The organism is Hymenobacter convexus (assembly GCF_030580955.1).
Lineage (GTDB): Bacteria > Bacteroidota > Bacteroidia > Cytophagales > Hymenobacteraceae > Hymenobacter.
The window spans coordinates 880,552-894,192 of sequence record NZ_JAUQON010000001.1; the positions used below are offsets into that span (position 1 = coordinate 880,552).

Consider the following 13,641-nt stretch of genomic DNA (forward strand, 5'->3'; position numbering starts at 1 on the left):
CCCCCGCCTGACTGCTACCCCATGCCTGCGCCCGCCCCCAAAGCCGAACAGCCTAAAACGCCCGCTGCAAAGGGCCCCGCTGCTGCCCCGCGCAACGGCCACCCGGGCCCGGCGGCCTTGGCCGACAACCGCCAGGTGGCCGTGGCCCAGCGGCAAATGCAAACCCTGATAAACCAGTCGCCCCGCGTACAGCAGGCTGCCGCACTGCAGGCCCGCATTGCGCAAAGTCCCCGGCAGCAGCAAGCTGCCCAACTCCCGGCGACGGCTCCTGTCCCGGCACAGCGAAAAGCCAATGCAACCGGCCTGCCCGACAAGTTGAAGGCGGGGGTAGAAAACCTCTCCGGCTACTCCCTGGACGACGTGAAGGTGCACTATAACTCGGCCAAACCAGCTGAGCTACACGCCCACGCCTACGCCCAAGGCTCCGATATTCACCTCGCGCCGGGGCAGGAACGGCACCTGCCCCACGAGGCCTGGCACGTGGTGCAGCAAAAGCAAGGACGGGTGCGGGCCACCCGACAATTGAAGGGCGCGGAGGTAAACGATGACGCTGCCTTGGAGCACGAAGCGGACATAATGGGCGCGCGGGCAAGCAGCCGGGCTCATCACCCGTCGCCCTCGCGCGTGCGCCCGTTGGGCGATGCACCGGTCTTTGCTCCCATTCAAGGGGTCTTCGATGCCGTTCCGGAATCGGTTCGCCAGCCCGCCTATCACAATACCTCCTTTCTTGCCCGGGTCAGCCTGGTTCCGCTGGCCAACGAAACGCCAGACGGATACGAGTCGTCCCAGCTGTGGGTCAGGCAGGTGAAAGTATCCGACGACCGGCCGCCAACCAAATTTGGCAGCGAAGGACAACGTTCGCATACGGTCGCTTGGACCTTAATGCGCGCGGGTTTGCAAAAGGCGACCGACGTAAAACTAAGCCAGTTTATAGATTTTGTCGCCGAATTATTTGTTTCTGCTGACTTGCCTGCGCTCGCTAATGCCAGGCGTGCCGCAACGGCTCTGCAAACGATAATTACAAAAGGGATAACCGCGTTAAAAGCAGGCGGGCGGAAAAAGAGTATGGACGAATGGCAGCAAAATGCCAGTGATTTACTAACGCATTTCGTCCAGTATTATCAGCTTTCGGAAGCAGCAACCTATGCAGATGGCCGCGCCGTGGGACACGGGGAACCCACGCACATGGCGAATTTGAAGGATTTTGATATGGCAGCCCGGTTTGGCGCGCTGGACAGCACCCGGTTGGCACAGGCTGTGGAAGCAGCGGTGGGCATGTTCGATATCAGGCGCGGACTACCGCCGAAAACAATGGCGCAGGTTTTACACCATTGGCTGCACGCGCTTCACCTGGCTTTTCCGGCGCTGTACCAAAGGCATTCGGCAGCCATTGTGGACGGGTTTTATGCCGCACTCGGCACCATACCAACAGATAGGAAAGAATGGCAGGATGCGCTCGGCCGTGACCCCCACGCCCTATCGGCACACCGCCCGGCTCAGGACTTGCGGGCTAGCGTCAGCACCAGTCAAGATAAATTTCAGTTCGCGCTTAGCCCCAAAGACCAATCGACATTTACGGCTAACGTTGCACTGAAACCTCGCAGTGGCGTTGCTGGAACGGCTGGACAGGCGAAATTGGCCAGCATCGGCACGAAAGCCGAGGATAATTCTGAAGTAAGGGGAGAGGCGCTGGTGAACGTAAATTATTTTTCGTTTGACCAACTGATAATCTCTCAATTGAAAGTTGCCGACGACAGGCCCAAAACCCGGTTTGGTACTTTGCAACGCTCCCATACTGTTGCCTGGACGCTTATTCGCCGGCACCTGATGGGTTTTACCGGAAAAGAGTTGGGTATTCTTATCAATTTTATCGTTCACGAAATGAATGTATTAAAGAACGATATCGATAAACCCAACGAAAATACAAACATCAGATTCGATGCTCCTGCGGTTGCAAACCAAGTAAATACGGCCCTAGGCCTAATGGTTGCAAATAAGCAAATGCAGCCACTATACCAGTGGCAGTCAACAATTAGTGAATTGGTTGAAACCTACGTGACGCTTTACCAATTATCGCGTTCGGCTACTTATGCCAAGGAGGAAACCCCTCGCGGCCATGGCGAAGCAACGGCCTATGGTAAGCTGAAAGAAGCCAATACCTGGCTCAAAAGCGAGGCCGATAGTGAAGCGCGGGAGAGGTATTTAGAAAACAACAAATACAAATTGGCGAAAAGCGCGGCTAAACTGGTAGATGCCGAGGTGGCCAACGGCAATTTGCAGCCCGGCAACTGGATGATTGCTACAGACCATTGGCTTAATATATTAAAAGGCGAATTTCCTGAGCTGATGAGCGATAAGGATTTTGTGGTCGAATTAAAAGACGCGCTATCTACTTATGAGCCAAAAAAGGAATTATTAGTCAATTATGAGGATGATTTGACGCGAAAAGAAAGGATTTTGATTGGCCTGTACGAAAGCGCTAAAAAAGAGCTGGAAGCATTTCCGCAGCAATTTCAACGCGACCTCAAATTCAGCATGCGCACATCCCTGAATGCTGTTGGATTGGTGCCGGCCGATTACGTTTCCTGGGACAAAGAAATAGCTAAAATCGAGGTTCCTGCTCAATTTATAAGTGAGTGGAATATGCCAATTGCAAAGTATTTTCGCAGTTCCAGAGGGAAGGGTAAACAATCTGTACCAACCTCGGCCTTAGACCCTAAAGGGGCTCCGAGCATCGAGCAGCTTACGATTGATGCGAAGAATTTTCTGAGAGTGGTGTTGAATACCAGGGAGGCGTTAGCCGACAAGGTGCTGAAATTGCTGATTGATAGAGTCAACAAAACGCCCAATAAAAATTTTATCGAAAAAAATACAAATGTTGTAAGAGACGTCCTGATTTCCTCAATTGAAAAAGTAGTGGAGGCTTCGGCGATTTCGGAAATTGATAATTTTAAGAACTGGTTCGATTTGCTTATTACTATTGAAGATAAGGAAAACGAAGACGAAGAAAGTGAGGATGCAGCAATGGACTCTTTCGGGTATGAAGCGGTGGTTAAAGCAATACAGGATAAGAATAAGCTTCTGGCTAGCAAATAGCCCCAAACAACAGGCTTACGGGCGCGTCTGGGTAATGAAGGGCCTATGTAATTCCTGCCGGGCCTGATGCCCTGCCAAACCTAAAGGCGGTCCTCCAGCCTCCCCGCAACGCACACCGCCCCGGTTTCAACCAAGAAGCCGGGGCGGTGTGCGTCCATTTAGCTTGATGTGAAGCTGCTCCATCAACCAATGGTGCTCAGGCCCTGCGCGGAGTACTTCGGCGCGCTGCGGCAAAACTGCCCGGCCCACCAAGAGGCTGGTCCGCTGTTTGGGCAAGGCGCCTGGGCTGGCGGCTCGCCCGCCGACATCGTCTACACCAGCTTATCGGGCGTGATGGGCAGCTCGCGCACGCGCTTGCCGGTGGCGTTGAACACGGCATTGGCAATGGCGGGGGCCACGCCGATGGTGGCAATTTCGCCGATGCCCTTCGTGCCCAGCGCGTTCACGTACGGGTCGGGCCGGTTCACGAAGGCCACCTGAATATCGGGCGCGTCGGCGTGCACGGGCACGTGGTAGTCGGCCAGGTCTTTGGTGATGTAGCGGCCGAACCGGTCGTCGATGAGGGCGTGCTCCATCAGGGCCATACCGATGCCGCCCACGGCGCCGCCTTTCATCTGGTTGGCGGCGGTTTTCTCGTTGATGATGGTGCCTGCGTCGGCGCAGCTCACCAGCTTGCTCACCCGCACCTCGCCGGTGAGAACGTGCACCCGCACCTGCGCAAAATGCACCGAAAACGAGTACATCGAGTACTTCTGGCCGTTTTCACCATTGGGTTTCGACTGCACCGTGACGGCCGTGCCGCCGGCCTGCTTCACCAGGTCGGCGTAGTTGGCGCGGGCTGCGTCGTTGCCATTCAGCGTGAGGTGGTTATCAGCAAACACCACGTCTTCCTTTTTGGCCGACGCAAACGCCACATTGCCGGCGCCGGCCAGCTCGCGCAGCTTGTCTTTCAGGGCCAGGCAGACTTCCTGCACGGCCGGCCCCACGGTGTTCACAATGGCTGAGCCGCCCTGAGTGGGCGCCTGGGCAAAATCAGAATTGCCCCACTCAAACCGGATTTTGGCGGGCGCTAGGCCCAGCGTATCGGCCGCAATCTGCGTCATGGCCGTGCCGGTGCCGGGGCCGATGTCCGTTACGGCGCTTTGCAGCAGCACCGTGCCGTTGGGCAGCAGCTGGGCGCTGGCTTTGGACGAGCCGCGGTGCGCCCCGAAGGTGCCCACGCCCATGCCGTAGCCCACCAGCCAGTCGCCGTCGCGCACGGCGCCGGGCGCCAGCTGGCGCTGGTTCCAGCCGATGCGCTCGGCGCCCAGCCGGTAGCATTCCTTCAGAAACTTGCTGCTCCAGGGCTTGCCGGTTTCGGGGTCCTGTTCGGTGTAGTTGCGCAGGCGGAATTCCAGCGGGTCGAGCTTCAGCAAATAGGCCATTTCGTCCATGGCCGACTCCAGAGCGAAGGCGCCGGTGGCCTCGCCCGGCCCGCGCATCCAGATGGGCGAGCCCACGTTGAGGGCCGCCAAGCGGTAGCGCGTGGTTAGGTTCGGCGACTCGTACATCATGCGCGTCTGGGCCAGTGTCGACTCCGTAAACTCCTCGTAAGTAGAAGTCTGACCGATACTCTCATGGGTGATGGCCGTAATTTTGCCGTCGGCCGTAGCACTCATGCCCACTTTCTGCCAGGTGTGCGGCCGGTAGCCCACCATCGTGAACATCTGTTCGCGGGTCAGCATCAGCTTCACCGGGCGGTTCACCACCTTGGCGGCAATGATGGCGGCCGACTCATGCGGCCAGCTGTGCAGCGCGTTGCCAAACGCACCGCCCACGAAGGTGGCAATGACCTTCACATTCTCCTCGGGCAGGCCCCATTCCTTAGCAAAATCGCGTCGGGTGGCCATGGTGCCCTGCGTCTTGTCATAGAGCGTGAGGCGGTCGGGCGCCTCCCAGTGCGCCGTGATGGCCTGCAGCTCCATGGGGTGGTGCACCTCAGTCGGAATCACATACTCCTGTTCCAGCTTGATGGCGCCGGTTTTGTAGGCATCGGCTTGGCCGCGCTGGTAGTCGTTCATCGGCGACTTCGGGTTTTTCCTGGCCGAAGTAGGCAGGAAGGCCTGCGATTTATTGGCTTCCAGGTTGGTCTGGTGCTTTTGCGGTGCGTACTGACCCTTTACCAGCCGGGCGGCGAACCGGGCGCGCTCCAGTGTGTCGGCCACCACCACGGCAATGGGCTGGTCGTTGAAGCGAATCTGGTCGTCGGTGAAAATGCGCAGGGCGCTGCCCTGCGTTTGGGGCTGCGAGGGGTCTTTGCCTGTCGGCTTACTGCCCGGCGTCGGGGGCGCGTTTAGGTGCGTCACCACAGCCAGTACGCCCGGCGCACCAGCGGCGGCTTTGGTGTCGAGGCCCGTGAGGCGGCCCTTGGCAATGGTGCTGCCCACCAGCACGGCGTAGGCGAGGCCCGGCAACTCGTACTCGGCCGAGTAGGTGGCCGCGCCGGTCACTTTCTGGCGGCCGTCCACCCGGTTCATGGGTTTGCCGATGTGCTTGTCTGGAGTTTTCATAAGGGAAGGAATTAGGACCGAAAGCCCGTCATGCAGAGCGCAGCGAAGTATCTCGCGCATGCATCGTTCCGGCGGGTGCCTCACCCCCCGGCCCCCTCTCCCAAAGGAGAGGGGGAGCCAGACGGATGCGGTAATTGGGGTTGCGTGCGTTAGGCCGCCGTCGCGGTTTTCAGCGCCTGCACAATGGCATTGGGCGCCAGCCGCAGCTTGTATTCGTTGTGCTTGAAGGCTTTGGCGCCCTGCATGGCCACGGCCGCCGCCCGCTGGAACGTGGCTTCCGTGGCCGGCTGGCCCACCAGCGCCTGCTCGGCGGCCGCGAGACGCCAGGGCTTGTGGGCCACGCCGCCCATGGCCAGCCGCGCGGCTTTGATGGTGTTGCCATCCATATCCAAAGCCGCCGCTACCGACAGCAGCGCAAAGGCGTAGCTGGCCCGCTCGCGCACTTTCTGGTAGTGCACGTGCCGGGTGAAGAGGCTGTCCGGAATTTCCACGGCCGTAATCAGCTCGCCGGGCTCCAGGTTGGTGTCGCGCTCGGGCGTGGTGCCGGGCAGGCGGTGGAAGTCGGCGAAGGCCAGTTTCCGGTCGCCTTTCGGGCCGCTAAGCAGCACGGTGGCATCGAGGGCCACCAGGGCCACGCTCATGTCGGAGGGGTGCACGGCAATGCATTTGTCTGAAAAGCCGAAGATGGCGTGCATGCGGTTGATGCCCTCCAGGGCGCCGCAGCCGGAGCCGGGCTGACGCTTGTTGCAGGGCATCGTGACGTCGTAGAAATAAGCACAGCGGGTGCGCTGCAGCATGTTGCCGCCCACGGTAGCCATGTTGCGCAGTTGAGGCGAGGCGCCGGCGTTGAGGGCCAGCGACAGGAGCGGGTGCTTCTCGCGCACCTGGGCATCGTTGGCCACGGCCGAGTTCAGGGCCAGCGCGCCGAGGCGGAGAATGCTGCCCTGGTGCTCAATCTTATTGAATGGCAGGCGGTTGATGTCGACCAGCTTTTGAGGGGTCATCACGCCGCGCTTCATCAAATCCACGAGGTTGGTGCCGCCGGCAATGAAAGAAGCATTGGCATCCTTCGCCACCGCCTCGATGGCGGCCTGCGCCTTGGTGGGCCGCACGTATTGGAACTGGTTCATACTTTTTGCCCTCCCGATTTCACGTCCTGAATAGCGGCCACAATATTGCTGTAGGCACCGCAGCGGCAGATGTTGCCGCTCATATATTCCCGAATTTCTTCGGCCGAGCCGGCGTGGCCCTCGCGCACGCAGGCCACGGCGCTCATTATCTGGCCCGGCGTGCAGTAGCCGCACTGGAAGCCGTCGTGTTTCACAAAGGCCTCCTGCATGGGGTGCAGCTTGTCGCCGTCGGCCAGCCCTTCAATGGTGGTGATTTCCTGCCCGTCGTGCATCACCGCGAAGCTCAGGCAGCTGTTCACGCGCTGGCCTTCCACGTGCACGGTGCAGGCGCCGCACTGGCCGTAGTCGCAGCCTTTTTTGGTGCCGTTCAGGTGCAGGTTTTCGCGCAGCAGGTCGAGCAGGGTGGTGCGGGGCTCCACCGCGAGCTTGTATTTCTTGCCGTTCACTTTCAGGCTCAGCGGCACTTTCTCGATGGATTCGGCCACCCGCTCGTCGAGCTTGGCCTCGGCCGCCGACACCACCGGGCCCGGCACCAGGGCCAGGGCCGTGAGCAGCGACGACTGCTTGAGGAACGTGCGCCTGTTTTCGTTGTGGTTGGCCGGGGCGTCCGGTTCAGAATTCGTTGCCATAGGAGGAAAAAGATAGACGAGCTTAAAAAGAAACGGGGCGAGGAAGGGTTGAAAGCAACCGCTCAGCCCGCTTCAAGTTATAAAAAAGTCGCCCGCAACACGGCTGTCGTGCTTCCGCCACACCGCCAGCTTGGTGTTACACCGATGGCCCGGCGCGGCCCCCTGATTTTAGAGGCATGTTCAGCAGCACCCGCCGCCGGGCGTGCAGTCGGCCATCGGCAGCTGCGGCAGGGCAAACTGGTCGGCCGGAATGCCGCAGGCGTCCTGGGCCAGGCAGGCCGTTTGCTTGGGCGTGAGTACGAAGTTCTGGCCGTCGAAGCGCAGCCCGAACTTGCCGATGGTGGCCTGCTGGTACTCCACCTCAATGTTTAAATCCTCGCGGCCCAGGATTTTCTCCGACAGCTGCAGAATGTGCAGAAACTTCTGCGGGGCCAGGCGGTGGTCGTAGTCGCCGGCCTCCCAGAGCTGGAAGTTGGCCACGGTTTCGTGCCGCTCCACGCCGCCGCAATCAATGAAATGCTTGCTCACCAGGCCCAATTCCGTCACGTGGAAGTGGGAGGGGAGGTAGCGGCCGTCGGGCAGTTGGAAGTTGACGGCGTCGAGGCCCGCCAGAGCCTGCTTCATTTCCGAAATTTTCATGGCTTGAAAGGGTGAGGGTTGAATGAAAAGATTAGCAGGCGCAGCCGTCGCCTTCCGGTCTGCAGGCCACGTCGGCGCTGGCCTCCGCAAAAAAGGCCGCAAACTGCTCCTGCACCTGCCGCAGTAGCGCCGTATTGAGGCAGTAGCACACCGTGAGCCCGTCGATTTCTCCGTGAATTAAATCCAGCGCCTTCAGCTCCTGCAGATGCTGCGAGACGGTGGTGCGCGACAGCGGCAGCTCGGCGGCGATGTCGCCCGAGATGCAGGTTTTCTTGCTGGCCAGCAGCTGGATAATGGCCACTCGCGCGGGGTGCGCCAGGGCTTTGGCCACGCGGGCCAGCTGTTGCTGTTCAGCAGTGAAGGCGGTGGTTTTGGCGTAAGTCATGGCGCAGGCGGTTATGCAATGAAGTATGTCGCAAATATACGATATAGAAGTTGTAATTGGCCCTGCTGCTTTCTTGTCTGCGGCCAGTGGGGTTTTCCGCGCTTTGCTGCTTATCTTAAGCAGGCCGGGAAGTGGTCAATGCAGTGCCGGAAGTGGTCAATGCCGTGGCGAGGGCCGCGCCCGGGGCCCGCTACCTTTGTGTTTCGTTTGCAGGTGCCTATCGAGCCCTGCCGCTGCGCCCCTTCCTCCCACCCGCGCCGCAGTCCTTTTTTTTTCAGGGTAGTGCCACCAGGAGGCCCCAGACGGGGCAGCCCTGATTTCACGTTCATTTCACTTCACCATGCACATTCCATATGTTTGGCAGCTCACGGCCGAAGACGGCCTGCGCGCCTTGCGGTACCTCAAAGTGTACCTGCTCCGCCGAATCCCCCACGTTCATTTTTACACGAAAGCCTGGTCCTGATAAACCAGGCTTTTTCGTAGCGCGGCGTCCAGCCGCCGGCCCAGCCCGCTGGCGGCAACTCTTCCACCCTCATCCTTTCCCGTATGACGTTTGTCTCACTGCTGGGCCTGCTGGCGGCCTTTTTTACCACGGCCGCCTACATTCCGCAGGCTTACAAAACCATTACCACCCGCTCGACAGCCAGCCTGTCGCTGCCCACCTACCTGATGCTATTTGTGGGCACGCTGCTGTGGGTGGGCTATGCGTTGTCCATCCACAACCTGCCGGTGCTCGTTGCCAATGGCATTACGGCGTTGCTGGCCGGCATCATTCTCGCGTTGAAGCTGCTGAACAACCCGGAAGACGCGAAGCCCATTGACTAAGCCGCCGGTGGTTTGTGGTAATCGGACGGGCGCTGGCCGGTGAGCTTGCGGAACGTACGGTTGAAGTGCGAGAGGTTATTAAAGCCCGTGGCAAAGCCAACTTCGGCCACCGGCCGGCCCTGCAGCAGCAGCAGCCGGGCCTGGCTGATGCGGTATTCCTGCAGCAGGCCGGTGAGGGTCTGGCCGGTCATTTTCTTGAGGTAGCGGCAGAAGGCGGGCACGGTCAGGAAGGTGAGGGCGGCCATCTGCTGCACGGTGATGGGCTCGGCGAAGTGTTGCTCGATGTGTGCGTACACGCGCTGGAGGCGCTGCTGGTCCTTGGCCTGCGCGGCCGACAGGCCCAGGTCGGCGTGCAGCTCGGTGGCATCGGGCGCGGCGGCCAGCTGGTAGAGCACCTGCAGCAGCGTGAGTAGGCGCGTGGGGGCGGGCTGCGTCAGCATCTGGTGCAGCGCCGGGCCCACCGCCGCCCGGGTAGCTGCCCCGAACGTGAGCCCCTGCCGCGACCGCCGAAATAGCTCCTGCACGGCCACCAGCTCGGGCCGCTCCAGGAAGTTCTCGCCCATGAAGTCCTCGCGCAGCTGCAGCACCACCTGTTCAAACGCGCCTTCCTGCTCGTAGCTAAAGCTCAGGTGCGGCAAATTCGGGCCGATGAACACCAGCTCGCCGCCCGCGTAGTGCGAAACGTGCCGGCCAATATGCCGCCGCCCGCTGCCCCTGGGGATGTACACCAGCTCGTACTCGGGGTGGTAGTGCCACACAATGCCCCGGTCGCGCGCGTGGGTGTAGTGGCGCAGCGTGAACGAGTTGCCCGGCGTGGGCTGAATGGGCTCAAATTCGAGTTTCATGGCCGGAGCGGCGGGGCAGGCGCGGTAATGGTGGGCGAATATCCGAACGAAGGGGCTACCCGAAACAGTCCGGCCGCGGCATTCATTTCAAGCGAAAGCCGCCCTGCGCGAAACACTCCCTGAAAACGACCCGCCCGCTACAACGTCAGAGTCAGCCCGGCCGTCCACACGGACAAGGCCCGCGAGTCCACGTCATCGGCGGGCAAGTTCACGGGCACCACGTAGCGCCAGCCGGCGGCCAGCTCCAGCTTGCCCACGGTGTAGCTCACAGGCACCGAAAACTCGTAGTCGACCACGCTGAAGCGGCGCACGTTGCGCACTTTGGTGGTGCCATGGCGTTTGTCCAACGCCGCTTCGGCGAAGGACTGGGTGCCGGCCGCTGCGCTCACCAGCGGCTCGATGGTGAGGTAATTGTCGGCCCCGAAGACGTGCGGAATCTCGAAGGAGCGGGAGTTTTCCAGTGTGAGAAAAGCATCGCCCTTGCTGGTAGATTTGCCAAACAGGTACGTAGCGTTCAGCCGCGAGTACACCACACCCCAGTCCTGGCCCAGGGCCGCATCGAAGGCGTTGTTGACGTTGGATTTCACCAGCTGGCTGCCCGTGGGGAAGAAAAACCGCGCGTAGCTCACCGACACGTCCAGCGTCCGGCCGAAGTCGTGGTCCCAGCCCACGGTCAGGTCGGTTTCGTCGAGGGCGGTGGGCGTATTCAGCAGGTTGTACAGGCCTACCGAGCCGTAGAGGCCGTTTTTGGCAGTGTAGGTGAAATCGGCGCTGAGGTAGGGAAAGGCCACTGCCTGTGAGCGGCCGAAGTAAGTGGAGTTGCTGCCGTAGCCAAGCGCCGCAGAAAAGCTCCGCTTGGGCACGTCCGTGCCGGTGGTGTCGGCCGGCGAAGAAGCGGCCTCGGCGCCGAAGGGGCCGGCCAGCAGCGCAATGGTCAGCAGAATGACCGAAGGGGCAAAGGAAGTCGTCAAGAGCGAAGGGAATAACAGAAAGTAAGATAAAGCCAAAAAAGCCTCTCCAGCTACTGCGGAGAGGCTTCGGGCAATTGGCGCAAGCGCCGGCCGGCTACTTGGTTTTGTGGCCGCCGTGGTGGCCGTGGTGCCCGCCGTGGCCGTGGTGGCCGCCGTGGTGGCCTTTGGGAGCGGTTTGGGCCAGCGCAGCAAACGTGCACAGCAGGGCGACGGCGGAAAGCATGAGCTTTTTCATGGGAATATGGGGGTTAGGGTTAGAAGACGATTCAAACCTAGCCCGCCAACATGATGCGAACATGATAAGCCGCTACGCGCCCGCCGCCGGCCCCGGAAACGTGAGCAGAAACGACGTGCCCAGCCCCTCAATCGAGTTGACTTCCAGGTCAATGCCGTGCAGCTCAGCGATGGTGCGAGCGATGCTCAGGCCCAGGCCGTAGCTGTCGGCATCGGCGGCGGCACCCTTGTCGAAGGGCTGGAACAGGCGCGGCAGCTGTTCGCGGGCAATGCCGAGGCCGGTGTCGCGCACTTCGAGCACGTAGCCGCCAGCGGGCGCGGGGCGGCCCAGCAAGTCGATGCGGCCGCCGGCGCGGTTGTACTTGATGGCGTTGCTCACCAGGTTGTAAAGCATGGTGAACAGCAGGCCCCGGTTGGCATGCGCGACCACGAAATCGGGCTCCACGGCTTGGTGCAGCGTGAGGCCGAGCACGGCGAGGCGGTCCTGCACTTCCTCGCACACTTCGGCCACCAGCGGGGCCAGGGGCACGGTTTCGGAGCGGGCAAACTGGTCGTTTTCAATCTTCGACATCATGAGCAGCGCCTTGATGATGGTGCGCAGCCGGTGCACGGTGCGCTGCGACTCCACCACGCGCAACTGGTTTTCTTCGCTCAGGCTTTCGTCGGCCAGCATGTTGTCGAAGCGGTATTGCAGAGCGGCCAGGGGCGTGAGCAGTTCGTGCGAAGCCTCGGCGATGAACTTGCGTTCCTTCGAAAACGAAGCCTGGATGGTGGTCATCATCTCGCGCAGGCTCTCGTCGAGGTAGCGGAAGTCATCGGTGCTGGTTTCGATGGGTGCGAAGTTGAACGCCGCCGGGTGCTGGGCATTCTTCAGCCGCTGCCGGATGATGGTATAAAAAGGCTCCAGCAGGTAGCGAAAAAACGCCAGGTCGGCCAGCGTGGTGAGGGCCACGGCCACCAGCAGAATATACAGCGCGTAGTGACGGAAATTCCGCTCCGTTTCGCCGATACTGCCCGTGCTGCGCCCGATTTCGAGCAGGTAGTTCTGGCCCGCATCGGCAAAGGAATAGCTCAGCACGCGGTACTCCACAATCTCGTCCTCCACGGCCCGCTTCGAGTCCTCGATGCCGCTGATGCTGGGGCCGGGCGGAATGGCTTCCAGGGAAATAAACTCCTCCTTCAGCAGGTTGTAGCTGCCATAGGAGGATTCCTCCTCGGTGATGAAGGCCGAGATGCCGTTGCGCCGAATCAGCTTCAGCACTTTTTCCTTCTTTTGGGCCAAGCGCTGGTCGGTGCTCAGGCGGGCCAGCCGGCTCATGGCCAGCGGCAGCGCCCCCACCAGCACCAGCAGAATGGCCACCCGCGAGAGGGCATTGAAGAGGGAGAATTTGGTGCTGAGCTTCACGGAGAGCAGTTAATAAAATCGTAAAGCACGTCATGCTGAGCGCAGCCGAAGCATCTCTACCGCGCAAGTAATCCAATCGCCAGGATTTACTACTGCGGTAGAGATGCTTCGGCTGCGCTCAGCATGACGCTCTACATTGGTGCAAAAGCAACCCCCTACAGCCGCGCCCGGTACCCGATGCCGCGCACGGTTTCGAGCCAGTCCACGTCGGCGTGCTGGCCGAGCTTTTTGCGTAGGTTCTTGATGTGGGCGTCGATGTAGTTGGAATCGAAGCCCGACTCCGGCAAATTGCCCCAGATGTGCTCGGTGAGCTGCAGGCGCGTCATCACCCGGTTTTTGTGGAGCACGAGGTAGCTCAGCACGTCGAACTCCTTCACCGAAAGGCTCACTTCCTGCCCGCCAAACAGCAGCCGGCGGGCCTGCAAATCCAACTCGAACGGCCCCACGGCCGCCAGCGGCCGGTGCAGCCCGAAGCGCCGCCGCGTGATGGCGTGCATGCGGGCCAGCAGCTCGGGCAGCGAGAAGGGCTTGGCCAGGTAGTCGTCGGCGCCCAGCTCCAAGCCGCCGATGCGGTCCTCCACAGCCCCGCGCGCGGTGAGGATGATGAAGGCCGCCGAAAGTTCCTGCTGCTTAGCCTCGGCCAGCACGGTCAGGCCGTCGCCATCGGGCAGGCCCAGGTCGAGGAGCACGAAGTCGAAGGGAGTGTCGGCCAGTTGCGCGCGGGCCTCGCGGGCGGTGCGGGCCACGGTGCAGGCAAAGCCCTGCTGGTAGAGAAAAATACCCAACTCGCGGGCCAGCGTGCGTTCGTCTTCGACGATGAGAACGGTCATGGGAAATCCGAAAAGGCGCGGTTTAGTGGTGCCGGCCGTGGCCGCCGCCGTGGCGCGGGCCGCGCGCGCGGCGGGCTGCCCGCGCCGCCTGCCGGGCGTTGGG

General features: G+C 61.1%; 13 protein-coding genes. 3 read left to right on the forward strand and 10 right to left on the reverse strand.

Going from position 1 to position 13,641, the window contains the following annotated elements; all coding sequences use genetic code 11:
* Positions 1–21 precede the first annotated feature (21 nt).
* The gene (locus tag Q4S41_RS03535; protein WP_305029717.1) at positions 22–3,096 is read left to right on the forward strand and encodes an eCIS core domain-containing protein; all 3,075 of its coding nucleotides are present in this window, start codon (positions 22–24) and stop codon (positions 3,094–3,096) included.
* A 311-nt stretch (positions 3,097–3,407) separates the two neighbouring features.
* Here Q4S41_RS03535 and Q4S41_RS03540 read toward each other — a convergent pair whose 3' ends face one another.
* The 5 genes from Q4S41_RS03540 to Q4S41_RS03560 all read right to left on the reverse strand — a co-directional run bounded on the left by Q4S41_RS03540 (position 3,408) and on the right by Q4S41_RS03560 (position 8,428).
* Complete coding sequence (locus Q4S41_RS03540) at positions 3,408–5,645, reverse strand: xanthine dehydrogenase family protein molybdopterin-binding subunit (protein ID WP_305029718.1); 2,238 nt, start codon at positions 5,643–5,645, stop codon at positions 3,408–3,410.
* A gap of 149 nt (positions 5,646–5,794) precedes the next feature.
* Positions 5,795–6,775, reverse strand: coding sequence for an FAD binding domain-containing protein (locus Q4S41_RS03545; RefSeq protein ID WP_305029719.1), 981 nt, complete (start codon positions 6,773–6,775; stop codon positions 5,795–5,797).
* Entirely contained in the window at positions 6,772–7,404 is a 633-nt protein-coding gene (locus Q4S41_RS03550) for a (2Fe-2S)-binding protein (RefSeq protein ID WP_305029720.1), read from the reverse strand. The genes Q4S41_RS03545 and Q4S41_RS03550 overlap by 4 nt, the downstream gene beginning before the upstream one ends.
* Before the next feature lie 180 nt (positions 7,405–7,584).
* Positions 7,585–8,043: a DUF6428 family protein gene (locus Q4S41_RS03555; RefSeq protein WP_305029721.1), complete on the reverse strand. Its 459-nt coding sequence runs from the start codon at positions 8,041–8,043 to the stop codon at positions 7,585–7,587.
* Between the two features lie 31 nt (positions 8,044–8,074).
* Positions 8,075–8,428 (reverse strand): ArsR/SmtB family transcription factor, encoded by a 354-nt coding sequence (locus Q4S41_RS03560; RefSeq protein WP_305029722.1) that lies wholly within the window; start codon positions 8,426–8,428, stop codon positions 8,075–8,077.
* 340 nt (positions 8,429–8,768) lie between these two features.
* Between Q4S41_RS03560 and Q4S41_RS03565 the strand changes: the two genes are divergently transcribed.
* Together Q4S41_RS03565 and Q4S41_RS03570 are read left to right on the forward strand one after the other, a co-directional pair.
* Positions 8,769–8,891 (forward strand): hypothetical protein, encoded by a 123-nt coding sequence (locus Q4S41_RS03565; RefSeq protein WP_305029723.1) that lies wholly within the window; start codon positions 8,769–8,771, stop codon positions 8,889–8,891.
* 83 nt (positions 8,892–8,974) lie between these two features.
* Entirely contained in the window at positions 8,975–9,253 is a 279-nt protein-coding gene (locus tag Q4S41_RS03570; RefSeq protein WP_305029724.1) for a SemiSWEET family sugar transporter, read from the forward strand.
* Here Q4S41_RS03570 and Q4S41_RS03575 read toward each other — a convergent pair.
* The 5 genes from Q4S41_RS03575 to Q4S41_RS03595 all read right to left on the reverse strand — a co-directional run.
* The gene (locus Q4S41_RS03575; protein WP_305029725.1) at positions 9,250–10,098 is read right to left on the reverse strand and encodes an AraC family transcriptional regulator; all 849 of its coding nucleotides are present in this window, start codon (positions 10,096–10,098) and stop codon (positions 9,250–9,252) included. The genes Q4S41_RS03570 and Q4S41_RS03575 overlap by 4 nt on opposite strands.
* A gap of 137 nt (positions 10,099–10,235) precedes the next feature.
* Complete coding sequence (locus Q4S41_RS03580; protein ID WP_305029726.1) at positions 10,236–11,069, reverse strand: hypothetical protein; 834 nt, start codon at positions 11,067–11,069, stop codon at positions 10,236–10,238.
* A gap of 94 nt (positions 11,070–11,163) precedes the next feature.
* Positions 11,164–11,304 carry a hypothetical protein gene (locus Q4S41_RS03585; RefSeq protein ID WP_305029727.1) on the reverse strand — a complete coding sequence of 47 codons (141 nt, stop codon included), beginning with the start codon at positions 11,302–11,304 and terminating at the stop codon, positions 11,164–11,166.
* Positions 11,305–11,376: 72 nt separating this feature from the next.
* Positions 11,377–12,708, reverse strand: coding sequence for a sensor histidine kinase (locus tag Q4S41_RS03590; RefSeq protein WP_305029728.1), 1,332 nt, complete (start codon positions 12,706–12,708; stop codon positions 11,377–11,379).
* Between the two features lie 155 nt (positions 12,709–12,863).
* Positions 12,864–13,641: response regulator transcription factor (locus Q4S41_RS03595; protein ID WP_305029729.1), on the reverse strand; the 778-nt coding region annotated here is incomplete at its 5' end.

Bases quoted from the DNA above. Each gene is read 5' to 3' on its own strand.
- Q4S41_RS03535 (WP_305029717.1), top strand. From the start codon at position 22: ATGCCTGCGCCCGCCCCCAAAGCCGAACAGCCTAAAACGCCCGCTGCA.
- Q4S41_RS03540 (WP_305029718.1), bottom strand. From the start codon at position 5,645: ATGAAAACTCCAGACAAGCACATCGGCAAACCCATGAACCGGGTGGAC.
- Q4S41_RS03545 (WP_305029719.1), bottom strand. From the start codon at position 6,775: ATGAACCAGTTCCAATACGTGCGGCCCACCAAGGCGCAGGCCGCCATC.
- Q4S41_RS03550 (WP_305029720.1), bottom strand. From the start codon at position 7,404: ATGGCAACGAATTCTGAACCGGACGCCCCGGCCAACCACAACGAAAAC.
- Q4S41_RS03555 (WP_305029721.1), bottom strand. From the start codon at position 8,043: ATGAAAATTTCGGAAATGAAGCAGGCTCTGGCGGGCCTCGACGCCGTC.
- Q4S41_RS03560 (WP_305029722.1), bottom strand. From the start codon at position 8,428: ATGACTTACGCCAAAACCACCGCCTTCACTGCTGAACAGCAACAGCTG.
- Q4S41_RS03565 (WP_305029723.1), top strand. From the start codon at position 8,769: ATGCACATTCCATATGTTTGGCAGCTCACGGCCGAAGACGGCCTGCGC.
- Q4S41_RS03570 (WP_305029724.1), top strand. From the start codon at position 8,975: ATGACGTTTGTCTCACTGCTGGGCCTGCTGGCGGCCTTTTTTACCACG.
- Q4S41_RS03575 (WP_305029725.1), bottom strand. From the start codon at position 10,098: ATGAAACTCGAATTTGAGCCCATTCAGCCCACGCCGGGCAACTCGTTC.
- Q4S41_RS03585 (WP_305029727.1), bottom strand. From the start codon at position 11,304: ATGAAAAAGCTCATGCTTTCCGCCGTCGCCCTGCTGTGCACGTTTGCT.